The following is a 19,804-nucleotide window of genomic DNA, read 5'->3' as shown; positions in this document are numbered from 1 at the left end:
TAAGATTCAGGTTCTTCAATAAAATGAATCATATTTTCTGAAATATAAGTAACTTTATCAAATTTTACATCTTTAGATTCTAAAGTTGAGAAAATAAGTTTTTTATCACTATCAAAAATTGCAGAATTAAACTTTTCATCTCGTGGATAGTATTTATATTTATCAAAGTTTACATGTAGGTCTTTTAATTTAAAAATGAAATCATTTGAATACTCTTGAAGTATATGACGTTTTTCTTGTAGCATTAAATCTTTTTGAAACTTGTAATAAGTAAAAGAGATACCACCTATTATTACAAGAACTAAAAAAGAGTAAAGAAGACTAAATCCTAAAAGGGTTCTAGCTTCGCTCTTGGTTAAATCGATATCCAAGCTTTTTAAGACTAACAATTTTATCTTTTCCTAATACCTTACGAAGGTTTTTTATATAAGTTCTTAAAGAGTTATCACTATACTCCTCATCATATTCCCAAACATAGTCATAAATTCTATCATGAATTAAAAGTTCATTTGGATGTTGTAAGAAAAACTTTAAAAGTTTTAACTCTTTAAAATTAAGTTTAATAATTTCACCATTTGAAGTTAATTCATTTGAGATTGAATCAAAAGTAATGTTTTCATCAATGATAATTAAATCATTTTTTACAGAAAACTCTCTTTTTATTATAGTCTGAACTCGAATTAAAAGCTCTTTTAATGCAAAAGGTTTTCTAATATAATCATCACAACCACTATCATAACCCTCTTCTAAAGAATCTACTGAGTTTAATGAAGTAATAAATATAGCAGGAGTTTCATTACCTTCTTTTCTAATCTTTTTTAAAACTTCAAAACCATTCATTGAAGGAACATTTACATCTAAAAGCAATAAATCAAAACTATTTTCATAAATAGAGCAAAGTGCGTCATCTCCATCATAAACACTTACAATTTCATAACCTTTATCTTCAAAGTATTCAACAACTGTTTCGTTTAAAGTTAAATCATCTTCAAGTAATAATAATTTTGTTTTCATTATTTGTTTAACTTTGCTAAGTTATTATCATAAGCTTTTTTTTCATTTGCACTCATTGTTGCAACTCTTGATTTTAATTCTTGAATAAATTGTTTTTTATTTTCAGCTTTTACATAGCCCATTATTGCGATTAATTCTTGAGTACTCATTTCAGAATAATCAACTTTAGCAAAAACAAAACTAATTACAAGAAAAAATAGGATTAATGTCTTTTTCATTTTTTGCACTTTTTATTTTTATTATTATTATAGCATAACAACTGTGGAATAATTGTTAAAAGCTAAGTATAGCAAAAGTAGCATATTTATAGTTATAAAATAGCCCTTTCATAGCATTTTAGTAATATAAGATTTTTTTTGCTGTTTTTTACCATTTTTATCACTTTTTTAATGAAATAATAAGTAAAAGCTTTTAGTGATTATGTATAATATATGTAGAACCAAACTAAAGATTTAGGATAAATCATGACACAAGTAGGAAAATTATTCAATAAAACACCATATTTAGTAAGAGATGTAGATAATGTCTATAAAGATATTAATTATGTTGAAAACATCATAAATACCTTACTAACAAAATATTCTATTAAACCTGAAAATATTATAAATGTTTTCTCAAATAATAGAGATAATTTATTACACTTTCATATAGTAATAAAAACAAATATGCCAAAAGAAAATCTTTGTTTAAAATATGAAAATGAAGATATCGAATTTACATTTGAAGAGTACAAAGAATCTAAAACAAAAACTAAATACATAAACTCTTTTATGTTTTTAGAAACATTTAAACATTTAAACGAAAATAGTTTAGTTACTGTGTTTGATGATATTATTGGATGTGATGGCAAGAAACTATTTATTTCAGTTTTAAAAGAGAATTTAAAACTATTTCAACCAAGTTCTAAGCACTACTATTATAGAAATATATTAATTTTAAAAAAAGAGATTGTTTGTAATACCGCTGAATCATTTAATATTAATACAGAAGAGTTATATAAAGATTTACATCCAAATGTTATAAAACAAGTTTGTAAAGATTTAAATCTTACATATAAAAAATTGTCTTACGAATTAGGTTATAAACCAGATACAATTAATAAAGCAGCATCAACAGGAAAAGTTAGTGATCAATTAAGTAAAGCTATTGAACTTTATTTAGAAAACTTAAGATTAAAAGAAGAACTTAAAGATTTTGATGTAATCAAACAAACCCTACAAAATGTTATGGTTTAAGCTTTTCTAAACATAATTTTACTACAATCAAACCAAAAAAAAGAGTTTGAATGTATAAAAACCTATTAGCCCTAGCCGCAACTGCCCTACTTTTTACAGGATGTTGGGGAGAAAAGCCAGAAGAAAAATGGCATTCTTTTATCTATCCTGATAAAACAAATAGTAAAAGAAGTCTTAAAAGTCCAGTTTTCTTCAAAACCTTACAAGAGTGTCAAAAAGAATCAAAAAATCAATTAGCAATTTTAAAACTTTCAGATATTGGTACATATAAATGTGGGCTAAACTGTGAATTTCATGATGGAATGGAATTAGAAGTTTGTCAAAAAATGTTAGCTGCTCCTGTAAAATAGTAAATTTTTTACTATTTTACAAACTCCTTAATTATTAGTCTTTAAATAATTTTTTATATTTCTTATGTTATAAATAGCGTTATAAATAATAACAGGGAAATGAAATGAAAGAGTTAAAATATTTAAATGTTCTATATATATCAAATAATTTCACTCAAAATATTGCAATAGAATACCTTAATATCAATGCTAAAGAGTTTTTTCTAGTCCATGACTTACAAAATGCAGTAAATGTATTAAATACAGAAAAAATAGATATTATATTCTCAGAATACAATAATATTGAATATTTTAAAGAAATTAGAAAAGAAAATCCAAAATTACAAATCATAATTGCAACAGATTTAATTGAATCTTCAAATTTAATAGAAGCTATAAAAATAGAACTATTAATGTTTATTCAAACACCTGTAGAAAAAGAAGAATTAATTTCTTCATTAAGAACTTGCATTCAAACTTATGATGCTAATAAATCAAATATTATCAATTTAGAGAAAGATTATATTTATGATTATTATAATCAAGTTCTATTAAGAAATAAAAAAATTGTTTTATTATCAAAAAAAGAGAATGATTTTTTCAAATATATGACAAGTAAAGCAAATAATACAGTTTCATATAATGAGATAGACAAAAGTATTTGGAACGGTTCTATGACACAAGATGCACTTCGCTCTGTTGTAAAAGAATTAAGAAAAAAAACTTATAAAGATTTAATTAAAAATATTTCAGGAATTGGTTATAGATTTAATTTAATTTAAGTTATTTATAGTAAAACTTAACTTATTAAAATAAGAAAGATTACTATGAATACACATATCTCCTTTAAATACATATTTAAACTACTTTTAGACAATAAAAAACACCTTATTTTAGGTCAAATTATAACATTTATAGCTATTTTAATTAGTATTCCAATTCCTTTAATGCTTCCTGTTTTAGTTGATGAAGTATTATTAAACAAACCAGATTTTTTTGTAAATATAATAAATAATACTCTAGGAATTGGTAACGCATTTTACTATATAGCAATTGTAACTTTAGTAGTTATGCTATTAAGATTAATTCATTTTGTTTTTACCGTAGTAATCACAAAAACCTTTACATATATTTCAAAATATGTAACTTATAAATTAAGAGTAAAAGTACTAACACACTTAAAACTTGTAAATATGAATGAGTACGAAAGTCTAGGTTCAGGTGCAATATCATCAAACTTAGTAACTGATATAAATACACTAGATACTTTCATCATATCAATAGCAAGTAAGTTTATAGCCTCTGTTTTAACACTAATTGGTGTTGCTATTGTAATAATTGCAATTGATCCAATTTTAGGTTTAATGATTCTTTTTATTCAACCTCTTATTATGGTTTTATCAAAAAAAATATCTAAAAAAACAGGACTTCTAAAAAAAGAAGAGAATCAAGCAATTGAAGAGTTTCAGGATAATGTTGGAGAAACATTAGATTTATTTGGACAAATAAAAGCAAGCAATAAAGAAGAATACTTCTTTAATGAAGCTATAAAAAAAGCAAAGAATATTCAAATAACTTCAAATGAATACAACTATAAAAGTGTTGCTTATGAGAGATTATCTTTTACTGTATTTTTAATTGTATTTGAAATTTTTAGAGCAACTGGTCTTATATTAGTTGAATATAATAGCTTATCAATTGGTATGATGTTTGCCATGTTTGGTTATATTTGGTTTATTATGACTCCGGTTCAAGATATTTTATCTATTCAATACTCTTATGCAAGTGCAAATGCTGCAATACATAGAATTAATAAAATATTGGATTTAGATATAGAAAAAAGTGGAGTAGAAGAGCTTTGTGTTAAAAATAAAGAAGTTAATATCTCAATAAAAAACTTAGATTTTTCATATACAAAAGAGAAAAATATACTTGAAAATATCTCTTTAGATATTAAAAGTTCTGATAAAGTTGCATTAATAGGTGCAAGTGGAAGTGGTAAAACTACACTAGCACAAATAATTTCAGGCTTTTATTCAAAGAAAAGTGGTGATATTTTCTATAATGAAATGAGTATTGAAAAACTTGATAAAAAAAGTTTAAGACAAAATATATTTTTAGTACTTCAAATGCCAATACTTTTTAATAATACATTAAAGTTTAATATCACAATGGGTAATGAGAATATAAGCAATGAACAAATACATAAAGCTTTAAAAATAGCACAATTAGATGATGTAATAGCAAAAATGACTGATGGCTTAGAAACAATGGTAGGACGTCATGGTGTTCGATTAAGTGGTGGTCAAAGACAAAGACTTTCAATTGCTAGAATGATAATTGCTGATCCTGCTGTTGTTATATTTGATGAATCAACATCAGCACTAGATGTTCATACAGAAGCAAAACTTTTTATTGCTTTAGAAGAAGTTTTAAAAAATAAAACTGTAATTACAATTGCACATAGATTAAGTACAGTAAAAAATGCAAATATTATTTATGTATTAGATGAAGGCAAAATAGTTCAAAGAGGTAATCATAAAGAACTTGAAGAGGAAGAAGGTCATTATTTAGAGTTTGTTAAAAATCAATTGATTTAAGAAAAAGGTAAACTCATAAGCCGAGTTTTGTTTTAAAGACAATAATTTATCTAGCTACTAAATTACTTTAGTAGTCAAGCAAAGACCAAAAAATGTGAAGTAAATACCAGGTCTTTTTGCTGCAAGTTGGGTTTACAAAGCACTAATGATTACTCAAAAGTCTGGTGAGCTCTTACCTCACCGTTTCACCATCACCAAAAAATTGGCTGTCTACTCTCTGTTGCACTATCCCTTAGGTTACCCTAGCCATTAGTTAAATGGAACCATACTTCACTGCAGCCCGGACTTTCCTCTTGAATATTTAAGTTCAAGCTATTGTCAAGCTTACCTTTTGCGTATTATATCTAAGTTAGCTAAAAATTTACTTTCTTATAATATCGTAGTGTTCTGGTGCTGTAAACTTAAAAATACCATCATTTATCTCTTCATTTGATACTTGATTTTCAAATTTTATTTCTACACTATTATCTAGTTTATCTTTATATTTAATAATCTCAATTTGCTTTGTATCATTTGAAGATTCAATTAAATAATCTATATCATCAATATTTGCAATATATGAGTTTTCATTTATTTTTTTTGATGTATTTAGTAATTTTATTATATTTATTTCACTTTGTAATTGAGTATAAATTGCTTGTTCTAACTCTGGTTCATCAACTATTGCAAAATCATTTAAAATATATACATTTTTTTCAATTGGTGTTTTATATTTCCATAATATTTTTCCAGAATTTTTAATAAAAACTTCACCTTTATATTCAATAGTTTTATCATTAATTGACTTTATACTTTGCGTAAAATCGGCCGTAAAACTCTTTAAATTTTTAATATCTGCACTTGCATTAAACGCTGTAAAAAAAACAATAAATGAAAATATCATTTTATAAAACATATTTTAACCTTTATTTTTATATAATCTTAGCGATTATAACAAAAAGGAATTAATTTTATGTTAAATGTTTTTTCAAAATTATTTGGTACTAAAAATGATAAAGAAGTAAAAAGATATAGAAAAAGAGCTCAAGCTATAAATGAACTTGAGAGTAAATATGAATCTATGAGTGATGACGAATTACAAAATAGTTTCAATAAATTAAAAGAGCAAGTACAAAATGAAGAAAAATCATTAAACGATGTATTAAATGATTCTTTTGCAATTACTAGAGAAGCTAGTAAAAGAGCTTTAAATATGAGACCTTATGACGTTCAATTAGTTGGAGCTATGGTTTTACATGATGGAAGAATTGCTGAAATGAAAACAGGTGAAGGAAAAACACTTGTTGGGTCTTTAGCTGTTTCATTAAATGCATTAACAGGAAAAGGTGTACACGTTGTAACTGTTAATGATTATCTTGCATCAAGAGATGCACAAGAATTAGAACCTTTATATAATTTCTTAGGTTTTTCTGTTGGTGCAATTGTTGGAGATATCAAAGATGATGATTTAAGAAAAGAGCAATATGCTGCTGATATTACTTATGGAACAAATAATGAATTTGGATTTGATTTCTTAAGAGATAATATGAATTACGATATTGAAGAGAAAGTTCAAAGAGAACACTCTTTTGTAATCGTTGATGAAGTAGATTCAATCTTAATTGATGAAGCTAGAACTCCTTTAATTATAAGTGGACCTACAAATCAAAAAAGTGCAAATTATGTAAGAGCAAACGAAATTGCTATGACATTAGAAAAAGGTACTTTAACTGAACCTAAAAGAGCAGATGAAAAACCTATCACAACAGGTGACTTTATCGTTGATGAAAAAAACAAATCTGTAGTTTTAACAGAAGATGGAACTACAAGAGCTCAAGAATTATTTGAAGTTGATAACTTATACTCTTTAGAAAATGCATCATTATCACATAATCTTGATCAAGCTTTAAAAGCTAACTATATTTTTGAAAAAGATGTAGATTATGTTGTTAAAGATAATGAAGTAATTATTGTTGATGAGTTTACAGGAAGATTAAGTGAAGGAAGAAGATTCTCTGAGGGTCTTCATCAAGCACTTGAATCAAAAGAAGGAGTTTCTATTCAAGATGAATCTCAAACTCTAGCTGATATTACTTTCCAAAACTACTTTAGAATGTATGATAAACTTGCAGGAATGACAGGAACTGCACAAACAGAAGCTACTGAGTTTGCAGAAATTTATAGTTTAGATGTTGTATCAATTCCTACAAATGTACCAGTTACTAGACTTGATAAAAATGATTTAATTTACAAAAGTGAAGCAGAAAAATTTGAAGCAGTTTGTAATAGAATTAAAGTTTTAAATGAAAAGGGGCAACCAGTTCTTGTTGGTACTGCTTCTATTGAAAAGTCTGAAAAACTACACAAAATTTTAAAAGATAAAAAAATTCCTCACACAGTTTTAAATGCAAAACAGCATGAAAAAGAAGGTAAGATTATTGAAGATGCAGGTCAAAAAGGCGCAGTTACAATTGCAACTAATATGGCTGGACGGGGAGTTGATATTAAACTTTCAAAAGAGATTCTTGACCTTGGTGGATTAGTGATTTTAGGAACTGAAAGACATGAATCAAGAAGAATTGATAATCAGTTAAGAGGAAGAGCTGGAAGACAAGGTGATGTGGGTGAATCTCAATTTTATCTTTCACTTGAAGATAATCTTCTTAGAATTTTTGGAAGTGATAAAATCAAAGGTATCATGGAAAGACTTGGTATTGAAGATGGAGAGCATATTGAATCAAAAATGGTTACACGTGCTGTTGAAAATGCTCAGAAAAAAGTTGAGCAAATGCACTTTGAATCAAGAAAACACTTACTTGAATATGATGATGTTGCTAATGAGCAAAGAAAAGTTATCTACAAATTTAGAAATGATTTATTAAGACCTGATTATGATATTGATACAAAGCTTAATGAAAATAAATTAGAGTATGTTCAAACTACACTTTCAAATGCAGAGATAATTGATGGTATGCCTTCTGAAGATTATAACTATGATTATGTTATTGCAAAATTCAAAGAAGAGTTACATTTAATAATTACACTTGAAGATATTCAATCTGATTCATATGAAGATTTAGAAACTAAACTTACTGAGATAGTAAATAGTGTTTATGCTAAAAAAATGGAAATGGCAGCACCTGAGCAAAAGAGTGAAATTGAGAGAATTTTATACCTACAAATCTTAGATAATGCATGGAGAGAACATCTTTACTCTATGGATACACTTAAAACTGGTATTGGGCTTCGAGGTTATAACCAAAAAGATCCATTAGTTGAGTATAAAAAAGAGTCATATAATATGTTCATTGAATTAATTTCAAATATTAAACATGAAATTATCAAAGTTTTATTTACTATTCAACTTCAAAATCAAGATGATGCACAAAAAGAGCAAGAAGCCTTAGAAAAAATGAAAGAACAAATGGAAGAATCAACTGAAAACATCACAACAAATATTGCTCAAAATGAAGTAATGGCAGGAGAGAAAAAGATTGCTAGAAACGACAGCTGTCCATGTGGTTCTGGAAAAAAATATAAACAATGTTGTGGGAAAAGCGGACCTAAAAGAGGTTTAGCAGCAGGAAACTAATTTGAATAAAAAATTAGTTAACTTTATTGTAAAAAAATATTTACGATTTGATAAAAAAAACCCTTTTATATCTATAAGTGCTATTTTAGCATTTGTAGGTGTTGCTGTTGGCGTTATGGTTTTAATCCTTTCTATGTCAATTATGAATGGTACTGCAAAAGAGTTTGAAAAAAAACTTTTTACTATGAATTATCCTCTTACAATTTACTCTAAATTTGATAACTCTTTAGATAAATCTCTTTTAGATCAATTACAAAATAAATATCCCAATTTAAAATTTTCTCCTTATATTTCATCACAAGTAATTGCACAAAGTGGTGATGATATGAGTGGAGGTATGATTTTTGGGGTAATTCCACAAAAAGAAGCTTCAATAAATGATATTTATAAAAAGGCTCTTGGAGATTTAACTCTAAGTAAATATGACATAATTACAGGAGCTGGAATATCTTCTAAACTATTTTTAAATAAAGGGAGTAAAACTACACTATACTTTACATCTTTAAATCCTACTGGGTTTTCAATGATTCCAAAAATGAAAAGATTTACTTTCCAAAACTCATTTAAATCAGGTTTAAATGCTTATGATCAAGCTTATATGTATACTTCAATTGAAGCCTTACAAACTTTATTAAAAAAGCCAAAAGATACTTATGATGGTATTCATATTTATTCAGATGATGCTTTTGCTGATATTGAAAAATTAAGAGTTGATTTAAAGAATACTGGTGCAGGAATTTTAGGATGGTGGCAGCAAAATGGAAATTTCTTTGCTGCAATGAAAATGGAAAAAACAGCCTTATTTATTGTTTTAATGCTAATTATTCTAGTAGCTTCTTTAAATATCATCTCATCACTTTTAATGACTGTTATGAGTAGACGTAAAGAAATCGCCCTACTTTTATCAATGGGTGCTTCTAATAAAGAGATTAAATCCATTTTTTTAAGAGTTGGTATAATTATTGGATTTTCTGGAATTCTAAGTGGTATTGCTTTAGGATTTATTGGTTATTGGGCTTTAGATACTTTTGATATTGTTTCACTTCCTGCTGATGTTTATGGAACTGCTAAACTTCCACTTGATTTAGCATTAAGTGATTTTATATCTATTGTAATTGGTGCTGCTATTATTGTAACTTTATCATCTTATTACCCAGCATCAAAAGCTACTAAAATAGATGTTATTGATGTACTAAGAAACGAATAAAGCTAAATCTTTTAGCTTTATTTCTTTGGCTCTTCTTTCCCTAAACCTTTTAGAAAATCTACAAATTCAATAGGAGATGTTAAAACTCTCTTTGCAATATTTAAAGGAACTGAAAAAGCATCTTTTGTAAGATTCGTAGATATTTTTGGATTATCTAAAGGACCAAAAATATTAACTTTTGTTTCAACTCTTTTATCTTTCCCTAATAAAACATAATTTACTATAGGAATTGCTCCAACTATCTTTGAATAATCTTTTAAGAAAATAAGATTAATATTTGATTTTATTGTTCCATCATTTATATCAACAGTACCAGAACCATCAAAATCAATTCCATTTCCTACTGTTACTAACTTTGTAATATCTAAAAGTTTTTTATCCTGATGATAATCAAAGTTTAGTACACCATCAACTATTCTATATCCAGTTAAATTAAAACCTCCATTACTTGCCATTCCAACAACAGATGGAATGGCAAGTAATGGATTAATTAAAGCTGGTGAGGTATTTATAAATAACAGTAAATTATTTAAAATTGCTAAATCTTCAATTTTCACATCTTTTAAAATCATTTTTCCTTTAATAGATTCAGCTTTTCCTTTTGCTAAGAAAAGTATATTATTACCTTTTAAAATCTGTTTACTAAAAATTGTATTAATAAAAATATCACTTATATCATTTGCAAAAATATCTATTACTTTATCTTTAGATTCTTTAAAAGTAAAATCTGTTTTCTTATGATTTAAATGAAAATATTTAGTCTTATCACGTAATCTTAAAGAGAAATTGTCTGCTAAAAACTTAAACTTCTCATTTAATATAATATTAGAGTTTACCCCTTCAATATTTAAATCATTTATCTTACTTTCATCTTTTTTACTTGTATTAACTAAGACATCGTAACCATTAATATTCACATCAAGTTTACTATTTCCTGTATATTTTACTTTGATTTTTTTATCTATAGTTTCAATATTTGCAATATTGTTTGAATAATTACCCTTTATTTTAAGTGCTTTTACTAGTTTTGCATCTTTTTTTAAAGGTAAATCCAAATTTCTCACATCTGCTGTAAAACTAATAAGTGTGGGTGCTATTTTAACCTTTGCAGTTTTTACATCATATACATCATTATCTAGTTTAAACTTTGCATTTCTTGCACTAACATTTAATAAAGGGAGTTCTTTCGAACTTGATTCTTTTGTATTTATTACAACATCTGTATTATTTAAAGAGATATTAATTTGTTTATTTTTTACTTCAACTTTTATATTGTTATCAAGAGTATTAACTTTTATATAATCATTTTTAATTAAACCTTGTACTTTTAAAGCATCAATTTTTTTAGAGTTTTGCTCAAGTGGAAATTCTAATCCTTTAATATAGGAATTAAAAGTTATATTGTTTTCATCTTTTATATTTAATGATAAATTACCATTTTTAATACTTAATTCTTGTAAAAGATCAGAGTATTGATAAATAGAAGATAAGTTATTTATATCAACATAAATATTATCATTTATTTTAATATCCGTATTTATAGAATCCAATTTAATATTTACATCATCTTTATAAGAAAAGAATAGTGGAGATTTTTTATTTGTTATATGTACAATTTTATCTTTTTTATCTTCTATTAAAAAAGATTTGATTATTGCATTCCCTTTTGCACTTGATGTTTTTGTATCTATTACAAAATCTAAGTTTGCATGAATCATATCTTTATGTTTCATATCAGCATTTATAACTTTTACTTTTGTATTATCTAAGATAACTGTAGCTTTACTTGTATAAAAAGGAAAATCTTGTAATAAGATATTAGATTTTGAAAGAATAAACTTCCCTTTTGTATCCATACTTTTATTTATAGCATAAGGAATTGTTAACTTAACATTCGCATTTGTATTTCCTGTTTTTTGTACTAAGGGCAGATTTATATCATAAGCTTTTAATATATTTAATATTCTACTATCTAGTTTTGCCTTTTTTGCTTCTATATTTACTACTACATTTCCATTTTTAGAACTTGCAATATTATTTATATGAACATAAGATCCATCAATTTTAATATTTTCAAATACTGGTTTTATTAAATTTAAGCTAAGTTTATTATCTTCAAACTCAACATCGATTTGTTTTGTATCAATCTTCTTTATATTTTTATGAAATCTAATTTTTGCATCTTTTATAACAGCTTTCCCATATAAAGACTTTTCAATAATTTTATTTTTTACTAAATCAAAACTTCCATAAAATTCATTTAGCTGTAATTTACCCTCAACATTATCATACATCCAGCTTTCAGCAATTGGTGATAATCTAAAAAACTTCTTTAAAAACTTTAAACTTTCAAACTCTTGACTATCTAAATAAAAATGCGCAACATTTTCATTCATATTTAAAGTCACATCACCTAATAAATCTTTATAGTAATATTTACCTAATAAATCTAATTTTTCATTGAAATAATCAACTTTAACTTTACCTGTTAGCATTAAATCTACATCTTTTAAATATAAAGAGTATAAATCAAAAACAACTTGATTAGAAATAAAATCTAATTTTGATGAAACATTTATAAACTTATTATCTAAATATAAAGACTCTTCATTTAAAGCAATTGTAAATTCATTACCATCAATTTTTAATCTTCTAACATCAATCTTTTGAAATATTTTAAGAACTAAAGGAAGTTGTTTTATATTCTTTTTTAAATCCTCATAAGAGTTTTTTACATTAGATTTTTTTGATTTAATTTCTATGTTTTCAATATCTACAATAAGCTTTTTATCAATTTTTATATAGAATTGCGAGATTAAAACATTTCCAAAAGAAAAAGAGTTTATTTTTATGCCTAAAAACAATACCGAAAATATTAATGAAGTAATAATTAAAAAAAAGAAGAATAGAAGTTTAATAGCCTTTAGCATTATCGAAGTTTTCCTTGTAGCTTGTATTATAATTTTATTTTATTTAACAATTCCGATGAGTTCAACAAAAGTGTTATTTATCCCTAAAGGAAGTACAAATGATACTGTATCTTACCTAAATAAAACAGGTTATGAACTTAATATAATTGATAAAATTATGCTAAGATCTATTGGTTTTATTCAAAGTGGATGGATTAGTATTGATGAAAATAGATTAACAAAAATGGATTTTTTATATAAATTAACTACTTCAAAAGCTGCATTAAAAAACATAACTTTAATTCCAGGCGAAACTTCATATATATTTTTAAAACAATTAGCAAAAGATTTAAATTTATCAGAAAGTAAACTTCAAGCAGTTTATGAAAAGCATGCTTATAAATTAGATGGAAATATACTTGCAGATACTTACTCTTTACCTTATGGTATGAATGAAGATCATTTAATATTTTATTTACTATCTCAAAGTAATAAAAAGTATGAAGAGTTTTCTAAAAAAATATTTGGTTTATATGATAAGAAAAAATGGTATCACTACTTAAGTTTAGCTTCTGTAATTCAAAAAGAAGCAGCAAGTGTAGAAGAGATGCCAATTGTATCAAGTGTAATTCATAATAGATTACAACGTGGAATGAAATTGCAAATGGATGGAACTTTAAACTATGGAAAATATTCTCATGTTAGGGTAACTGCACAAAGAATTAAAGAAGATACCTCTTCATATAATACATATAAAAATAATGGCTTACCCAAAAATCCTGTTTCAGCAGTAAGTTTAAATGCAATTAAAGCTGCAATTTTTCCAGTTAAAAGTGACTACTTATATTTTGTAAAAAACAATAAAACTGGATTACATACTTTCTCCAAAACATATAGAAGCCATATAAATAATATTAGAGCAAATGTTGGTGTAAAGAAAAGTTACACTAAAGTCAAAGAAGAAGAGACTAAAATAGATAAAGAAGCAAAAATCATCATGAAGACCGATATAAAAGAGCAAAAGCCTACTTCAATTAAGTCACTTTGGGATAATGTAAAATAAGAATTGTGAAAATATGAAACATACATTTTTTTGACATAAAATTAAACATAGCTTTAAATAGGCCTAAATTGAATTAGTGCTATTATATCTTCAATATAAAAATTCAAAATTTAGGAACAAACATGTCAAAGATTATTTACACAAAAGTTGATGAAGCTCCAGCATTAGCTACATACTCTTTCTTACCAATGATTAAAGCTTTTACAAAAAGCTCAGGTATTGAAATGGTAACAAAAGATATCTCATTAGCAGGAAGAATTATTTCAAACTTCCCAGAGAACTTAACAGAAGACCAAAAAATCGCTGATCATTTAGCTGAATTAGGTGAATTAACTCAAGATCCAACAGTTAATATTATTAAATTACCAAACGTTTCAGCTTCCGTTCCACAGTTAAAAGCTTGTATTGCAGAATTACAATCAAAAGGTTACGATGTTCCTAATTATGATGCATCTGCAGAAATTACAGCAAGATACGGGAAAATTTCAGGTTCTGCTGTTAATCCAGTATTAAGAGAAGGAAATTCAGATAGAAGAGCACCAGGTGCAGTTAAAAACTACGCAAAAAACAACCCTCACAGAATGGGTAAATGGACTAGTGATTCAAAAACTGAAGTTATGCACATGGATGCAAATGATTTCTATGGTGCAGAATTATCAACTACGTTTGAAAAAGCTGATGATTTAAAAATCTCTTTTGTTGATGCAAATGGTTCTACAACTGTATTAAAAGAATCAACTCCAGTTGAAGCAAATGAGATTATTGATGCTACTTGTATGAGTGCAAAATCATTACAAGAATTCTACCAAAGAGCAATTAACAGAGCTAAAGAACAAGATGTATTATTATCATTACACTTAAAAGCTACTATGATGAAAGTTTCTGATCCAATTATGTTTGGATTTGCTGTTAAAGTATACTTCAAAGATTTAATTGCTAAACATGGTGAATTATTTGACTCTTTAGGTGTTAACTTCAACAATGGTTTAGGTGATTTATACTCTAAGTTAGACCAAGTAGATGCAGATAAAAAAGCTGAAATTGAAGCTGATATTGAAGCTGTTTATACTAAACAACCAAGACTTGCAATGGTAAATTCTGATAAAGGAATTACAAACTTACATGTACCATCTGATGTTATTATTGATGCATCTATGCCTGCTATGCTTAAAGGTGGTGGTAAAATGTGGAATGCAGATGACAAAGAAGAAGATACAGTTGCAGTAATTCCAGATAGATGTTATGCACAATCTTTCCAAGCAGTTATTGATGATTGTAAAGCAAACGGTACATTAGATGTAACAACAATTGGTACTGTTCCAAATGTTGGTTTAATGGCTAAAAAAGCTGAAGAGTATGGTTCACATGATAAAACTTTCCAAGCAGCAGCAAATGGAAAAATCGTAGTAACAAATAAAGCCGGTGAAACAGTATTTAGTTTTGATACAGAAGCTGGAGATATTTTCAGAATGTGTCAAGCAAAAGATGCACCTATTCAAGACTGGGTTAAATTAGCAGTTACGAGAGCTAGATTATCAAATACTCCTGCAATCTTCTGGTTAGATGAAAACAGAGCTCATGATGCAGAAATGATTAAAAAAGTTAATAAATACTTACCAGAACACGATACAGCTGGTTTAGATATTACAATTGCAGCACCTGTTGATGCTACAAAAACTTCACTGGAGAGAATGAGAAAAGGACTTGATACTATTTCTGTTACTGGAAATGTTTTAAGAGATTATAATACAGACCTTTTCCCAATTTTAGAATTAGGAACATCTGCAAAAATGTTATCAATCGTTCCATTAATGAAAGGTGGAGGATTATTTGAAACTGGTGCTGGTGGATCTGCTCCTAAGCACGTTCAACAATTTGCACAAGAAGATTACTTAAGATGGGATTCATTAGGTGAATTCATGGCATTAGCTGCATCTTTTGAGCACTTAGCAAATACACAAGGAAATGCAAAAGCACAAGTTTTAGCTGATACTTTAGATAAAGCAACTGGAACTTTCCTTTTAAATGATAAATCACCAGCTAGAAAATTAGGTTCAATTGATAATAGAGGTTCTCACTTCTACTTAACAATGTACTGGGCACAAGAATTAGCAGCTCAAGATGTTGATGCTGAACTTAAAGCTGAATTTACTCCAATTGCAAAAGCTATGAGTGAAAATGAAGATAAAATTGTATCTGAATTAGTAGCTGGTCATGGTAAAGAGATTGATATGGGTGGATACTACTTACCAAATGATGATTTAGTAAGTGCAGCAATGAGACCATCTGCAACTTTAAATTCAATTATTGGATAAGTTAAAAATAAACAAATAAATTTATTTTATTTAAAAAAGGCAAGACTTAAATGTTTTGCCTTTTTTTATTTAAAATTATATAATTAAGTTATATAAAAAAGGACCTATTTTGGTAAATAAAAAAGTTGGTATAGTTGGAGTTGGAAATGTTGGTTCTACTTTAGCTTATGCCCTGGCAAATAAAGGTATTTGTTCAACAATAGTATTAAAAGATATTAGAGAAAATATTGTACAAGCTATGGCTTTAGATATATCACAAGCTGCTAATGCTGCAAAATCGCATACTTTAGTAACTGCAGCAATTGATGGAAAAGACTTAAAAGGTTGTGATGTTATTGTTGTAACTGCAGGAATTCCAAGAAAACCAGGTATGAGTAGAGATGATTTACTTCTAACTAATGCAAAGATTATGAAAAGTGTAATTGAAGATATTAAGAACAATGCTCCTAATGCTATAATTATAGTAGTTTCAAATCCACTAGATGCTATGGTTTATTCTGCATTAAAAAGTTCAGGATTCAAAAGAAATCAAATAATTGGAATGGCTGGTATTTTAGATTCTGCTAGAATGTCTCACTTTATTTTAGAAAAACTAGGATATGGTGCAGGACAAATAGAATCATCAGTTATGGGTGGACATGGTGATGACATGGTTCCTCTTCCTAATTATTCTACAGTTGCTGGAGTTCCTTTAAGTGAATTATTAACAGATGAAGAGATTGAAGAAATTGTTACAAAAACAAAAAATGGTGGATTACAAATTGTAAAACTACTTGAAATTGGTTCTGCTTATTATGCGCCAGCACATGCAACATCACTAATGGTTGAAGCAATTTTGCATAACCAAAAGAAAATATACCCATGTGCAGTACTTTTAGATGGAGAATATGGATATAAAAATATTGTAGGTGGTGTTCCTGTTATGTTAGGAAGTAATGGTATTGAAAAAATCATTGAACTAAATTTAAACAAGAGTCAAGAAGCTCAATTTAAAAAATCTGTAGCTTCAGTACAAGAACTAGTAGATACATTAGAATCAAAATTTTTTAGTTAAATTAAAAGGTATAAAAATGAAACAAACTCTTGAAGTAGAAAACGTAAAATGTGGTGGATGTGCAAGTACATTAGTTTCATCACTTAAAGAAGAATTTGGTGAAATCATTGTGGATTTAAGTGCTCATCCACGAAAAATAACACTTGATATTGAAGATGAAAAGAAAGAATCTTTAAAACTTAAATTAAGAGACCTAGGATATCCTTTATCTACAGATGAACTATCAGGTTTACAAAAAGCTGCAACAACTGCAAAAAGTTTTGTATCATGCGCTATTGGAAAAGTTAATGTAGCTACAGGAAAAAATGAATAGTTTTTTCCTTTATTAAACACTTTTTATTAATATATCACTTGCATATAAAATATTCCATACAGATATATATTTTTTATACAATCTAGAATTGATATACTAGAATTTATACGATATACTAAATTATGTTACAAACAAAAACAAAAAATTATCTTATTTTTACAGATTTAGATGGAACATTACTTGATCATAATACGTATAGTACAGATGATGCAAAAGAGATGCTTGAATATCTTAAATTAAAAAATATTCCACTAATTATAGTTACGAGTAAAACAAAACAAGAAATTTTAAAACTTCGAAAACAACTTGATATAAATTACCCTTTTATTGTTGAAAATGGTGCAGGTATTTTCTTACCTGAGGATAAATATTTCAAACAAATAAATATGGGAAAAACTTACAGTGAAACATTATGCTTTCTTAATCAATATAGAGAAAAATTTAATATTAAAAGTTTTTTTGATATGAGTGATAAGCTAGTTTCAAGTCTAACTGGACTTGATATAGAAAGCTCAATACTTGCAAAAAAAAGAGATTTTTGTGAACCTTTTATAATTGAAGATGAATCAAAAATTGAAGAACTTAAAAAACTTAGTTTAAAAGAAGGCTTTGATATTGTTAAAGGTGGTAGGTTTTATCATCTAATTACACAAGGTCAAGATAAAGCAAATGCCTTAATAAAACTTAAAAATTTATATGAAGAAAAATATCATAAAAAATTTACAACTATTGCTTTAGGTGATGGTGAAAATGATAAATCAATGCTTGATATTTCAGATATTTCAGTACTAATTAAAAAGTTTGATGGATCCTTTATCGATTATGATAAAAAAGATTTAATAAAAACTCAAGCCATTGGACCTGCTGGTTGGAATGAAGCTTTAAAAGGAATTTTATGCAAGTAAAACAGATACTAAAAGATTCATTTTTTGAAGTTTTAAAAAATATTGAGCCAAAAAGACTTATTAATAATAAGTGCATATTTAAAGAAAATGAAATAATTATTAATGATGAAATAATATCTTTACCCAAAGATAAGAAAATACATCTTTTTGGTTCAGGGAAAGCAGTTTTGAGTATGGCTCTTGGTATTTATGAAAATATTGAAGACAAAATAGAAAAAGCTGTACTTGTAGGTCCTTATAAAAATAGTATAGATAAAAAGAATTTAACCTATTTAGAAAGTAGTCATCCAATCCCAAGTAATAAAAGCTTAATTGCAGCAGAATATTTAAAAGAATCAATGGAAAGTTTAGAAGAAGATGATTTTTTTATTTATTTACTTTCAGGTGGAACTTCAGCTTTAATTGAACTACCAGTTGAAGAGATATCAATGGAAGAGTTTCAAGAAACTACAGATTTGATGTTAAAAGGTTCTATGCCAATTGTTGCAATGAACTGTATAAGAAAACATCTTTCACAAGTAAAAGCGGGAAGATTAGTAGAGAATTGTAAAGCAAAAGGAATTGTTTTAGTATTAAGTGATGTTATTTCAAATGACTTAGAAGCAATTGGTTCAGCACCATTGTATTGTGACACTTCAAGTTTTCAAACAGCTGTAGAATATTTAGAAAAATATGACTTATTAGATGTAATTCCAAAAAAAGTAAAAGAATACTTGAGTTTAGGACAATTAGGAAAAATTCAAGACACTCCAAAAACACCAAAAGAAAATATTAAACACTTTTTAATAGCTTCTAATGAAATACTATTAAATGATATAAAAAAAGAACTACATTCAAAAAATATAACTGCTAGTATTATTGATAAAAAAATTGAAGAGGATGTAAATATAGTGGTAGAGGATTTACTCTCTTTTATTGAAACAAAAAAAGAAGGTTGTTTTATTTTTGGAGGAGAAGCTTTAGTAAAAGTTACTTCAAATGGTAAGGGTGGAAGAAATCAACACCTTATTTTATCTTTTTTAAATAAATTTCCAATAGATAAGACAATTACAATATTAAGTGCCGCAAGTGATGGAATAGATGGAAACTCAAATAGTGCAGGTGCAGTTATAAATAAAGAAAGTTTAGAAAAAACAAAAGTATTAAATCTTGATATTAAAAAGTATTTAAAAGAATTTAATTCAAATGAGTTCTTTGAAAAAACTAATGATTTAATAAACACAGGACCTAGCCACAACAATATGCTAGATGTACTAATAATAAATATAGAAAAACAAAAAGATTAAGGA

Annotated in this window: 16 protein-coding genes, 1 other RNA gene and 1 pseudogene; 12 read left to right on the top strand and 6 right to left on the bottom strand. The window is 26.7% G+C overall.

Annotated elements, in window-relative coordinates:
- The 3 genes and pseudogenes from GBG18_RS15290 to GBG18_RS03955 form a co-directional block, all read right to left on the bottom strand.
- Positions 1-371: pseudogene (locus GBG18_RS15290) on the bottom strand (sensor histidine kinase); the annotation flags it as partial.
- Entirely contained in the window at positions 340-1,014 is a 675-nt protein-coding gene (locus tag GBG18_RS03960) for a response regulator transcription factor (protein ID WP_152188606.1), read from the bottom strand. The pseudogene GBG18_RS15290 and the gene GBG18_RS03960, both read right to left, overlap by 32 nt.
- Positions 1,014-1,232 (bottom strand): DUF1104 domain-containing protein, encoded by a 219-nt coding sequence (locus GBG18_RS03955; protein WP_152188604.1) that lies wholly within the window; start codon positions 1,230-1,232, stop codon positions 1,014-1,016. Before GBG18_RS03955 ends, GBG18_RS03960 begins: the two co-directional genes overlap by 1 nt.
- A gap of 246 nt (positions 1,233-1,478) precedes the next feature.
- Here GBG18_RS03955 and GBG18_RS15500 point away from each other — a divergent pair, with 246 nt between their 5' ends.
- The 4 genes from GBG18_RS15500 (at position 1,479) to GBG18_RS03935 (ending at position 5,178) form a co-directional block, all read left to right on the top strand.
- Positions 1,479-2,249, top strand: coding sequence for a hypothetical protein (locus tag GBG18_RS15500; protein ID WP_226896479.1), 771 nt, complete (start codon positions 1,479-1,481; stop codon positions 2,247-2,249).
- 50 nt (positions 2,250-2,299) lie between these two features.
- The gene (locus GBG18_RS03945) at positions 2,300-2,599 is read left to right on the top strand and encodes a hypothetical protein (protein ID WP_152188602.1); all 300 of its coding nucleotides are present in this window, start codon (positions 2,300-2,302) and stop codon (positions 2,597-2,599) included.
- Between the two features lie 104 nt (positions 2,600-2,703).
- Entirely contained in the window at positions 2,704-3,360 is a 657-nt protein-coding gene (locus GBG18_RS03940; protein ID WP_152188600.1) for a winged helix-turn-helix domain-containing protein, read from the top strand.
- A gap of 45 nt (positions 3,361-3,405) precedes the next feature.
- Entirely contained in the window at positions 3,406-5,178 is a 1,773-nt protein-coding gene (locus GBG18_RS03935; protein ID WP_152188599.1) for an ABC transporter ATP-binding protein, read from the top strand.
- Here GBG18_RS03935 and rnpB read toward each other — a convergent pair.
- Positions 5,179-5,509: RNase P RNA component class A (gene rnpB / locus GBG18_RS03930), an RNA gene on the bottom strand.
- A gap of 30 nt (positions 5,510-5,539) precedes the next feature.
- Positions 5,540-6,073 carry a LolA-like outer membrane lipoprotein chaperone gene (gene lolA / locus GBG18_RS03925; RefSeq protein WP_152188597.1) on the bottom strand — a complete coding sequence of 178 codons (534 nt, stop codon included), beginning with the start codon at positions 6,071-6,073 and terminating at the stop codon, positions 5,540-5,542.
- Between the two features lie 57 nt (positions 6,074-6,130).
- On the opposite strand from lolA, the gene secA reads away from it, so the two are divergent.
- Positions 6,131-8,749: a preprotein translocase subunit SecA gene (gene secA / locus GBG18_RS03920; protein WP_152188595.1), complete on the top strand. Its 2,619-nt coding sequence runs from the start codon at positions 6,131-6,133 to the stop codon at positions 8,747-8,749.
- 1 nt (position 8,750) lies between these two features.
- Positions 8,751-9,956 (top strand): ABC transporter permease, encoded by a 1,206-nt coding sequence (locus tag GBG18_RS03915; RefSeq protein ID WP_152188593.1) that lies wholly within the window; start codon positions 8,751-8,753, stop codon positions 9,954-9,956.
- 17 nt (positions 9,957-9,973) lie between these two features.
- Here the strand turns inward: GBG18_RS03915 and GBG18_RS03910 are convergent, their stop codons facing one another.
- Positions 9,974-12,886 (bottom strand): YhdP family protein, encoded by a 2,913-nt coding sequence (locus GBG18_RS03910; protein ID WP_152188591.1) that lies wholly within the window; start codon positions 12,884-12,886, stop codon positions 9,974-9,976.
- A gap of 55 nt (positions 12,887-12,941) precedes the next feature.
- Between GBG18_RS03910 and mltG the strand changes: the two genes are divergently transcribed.
- From mltG to GBG18_RS03880, 6 genes are all read left to right on the top strand, one after another.
- Positions 12,942-13,928: an endolytic transglycosylase MltG gene (gene mltG / locus GBG18_RS03905; protein WP_226896480.1), complete on the top strand. Its 987-nt coding sequence runs from the start codon at positions 12,942-12,944 to the stop codon at positions 13,926-13,928.
- 122 nt (positions 13,929-14,050) lie between these two features.
- Positions 14,051-16,243 carry an NADP-dependent isocitrate dehydrogenase gene (locus GBG18_RS03900; RefSeq protein ID WP_152188587.1) on the top strand — a complete coding sequence of 731 codons (2,193 nt, stop codon included), beginning with the start codon at positions 14,051-14,053 and terminating at the stop codon, positions 16,241-16,243.
- A 109-nt stretch (positions 16,244-16,352) separates the two neighbouring features.
- Complete coding sequence (gene mdh, locus GBG18_RS03895; RefSeq protein WP_152188585.1) at positions 16,353-17,297, top strand: malate dehydrogenase; 945 nt, start codon at positions 16,353-16,355, stop codon at positions 17,295-17,297.
- 16 nt (positions 17,298-17,313) lie between these two features.
- Complete coding sequence (locus GBG18_RS03890) at positions 17,314-17,610, top strand: heavy-metal-associated domain-containing protein (protein WP_152188583.1); 297 nt, start codon at positions 17,314-17,316, stop codon at positions 17,608-17,610.
- Between the two features lie 122 nt (positions 17,611-17,732).
- Positions 17,733-18,515: an HAD-IIB family hydrolase gene (locus tag GBG18_RS03885; RefSeq protein ID WP_152188581.1), complete on the top strand. Its 783-nt coding sequence runs from the start codon at positions 17,733-17,735 to the stop codon at positions 18,513-18,515.
- Positions 18,506-19,801, top strand: coding sequence for a glycerate kinase type-2 family protein (locus GBG18_RS03880; protein ID WP_152188579.1), 1,296 nt, complete (start codon positions 18,506-18,508; stop codon positions 19,799-19,801). The genes GBG18_RS03885 and GBG18_RS03880 overlap by 10 nt, the downstream gene beginning before the upstream one ends.
- Positions 19,802-19,804 lie beyond the last annotated feature (3 nt).

The organism is Poseidonibacter ostreae, from assembly GCF_009208075.1.
Taxonomy (GTDB): domain Bacteria; phylum Campylobacterota; class Campylobacteria; order Campylobacterales; family Arcobacteraceae; genus Poseidonibacter; species Poseidonibacter ostreae.
This window is presented reverse-complemented; position numbering and strand designations above follow the sequence as displayed.

Excerpts from the sequence above, each read along its gene's own strand:
- lolA (WP_152188597.1), bottom strand. The coding sequence starts at position 6,073 with ATGTTTTATAAAATGATATTTTCATTTATTGTTTTTTTTACAGCGTTT.
- GBG18_RS03940 (WP_152188600.1), top strand. The coding sequence starts at position 2,704 with ATGAAAGAGTTAAAATATTTAAATGTTCTATATATATCAAATAATTTC.
- GBG18_RS03890 (WP_152188583.1), top strand. The coding sequence starts at position 17,314 with ATGAAACAAACTCTTGAAGTAGAAAACGTAAAATGTGGTGGATGTGCA.
- GBG18_RS03955 (WP_152188604.1), bottom strand. The coding sequence starts at position 1,232 with ATGAAAAAGACATTAATCCTATTTTTTCTTGTAATTAGTTTTGTTTTT.
- GBG18_RS03910 (WP_152188591.1), bottom strand. The coding sequence starts at position 12,886 with ATGCTAAAGGCTATTAAACTTCTATTCTTCTTTTTTTTAATTATTACT.
- GBG18_RS03900 (WP_152188587.1), top strand. The coding sequence starts at position 14,051 with ATGTCAAAGATTATTTACACAAAAGTTGATGAAGCTCCAGCATTAGCT.
- GBG18_RS03885 (WP_152188581.1), top strand. The coding sequence starts at position 17,733 with ATGTTACAAACAAAAACAAAAAATTATCTTATTTTTACAGATTTAGAT.
- mltG (WP_226896480.1), top strand. The coding sequence starts at position 12,942 with ATGAGTTCAACAAAAGTGTTATTTATCCCTAAAGGAAGTACAAATGAT.
- GBG18_RS15500 (WP_226896479.1), top strand. The coding sequence starts at position 1,479 with ATGACACAAGTAGGAAAATTATTCAATAAAACACCATATTTAGTAAGA.
- GBG18_RS03960 (WP_152188606.1), bottom strand. The coding sequence starts at position 1,014 with ATGAAAACAAAATTATTATTACTTGAAGATGATTTAACTTTAAACGAA.
- GBG18_RS03945 (WP_152188602.1), top strand. The coding sequence starts at position 2,300 with ATGTATAAAAACCTATTAGCCCTAGCCGCAACTGCCCTACTTTTTACA.
- GBG18_RS03935 (WP_152188599.1), top strand. The coding sequence starts at position 3,406 with ATGAATACACATATCTCCTTTAAATACATATTTAAACTACTTTTAGAC.
- GBG18_RS03880 (WP_152188579.1), top strand. The coding sequence starts at position 18,506 with ATGCAAGTAAAACAGATACTAAAAGATTCATTTTTTGAAGTTTTAAAA.
- secA (WP_152188595.1), top strand. The coding sequence starts at position 6,131 with ATGTTAAATGTTTTTTCAAAATTATTTGGTACTAAAAATGATAAAGAA.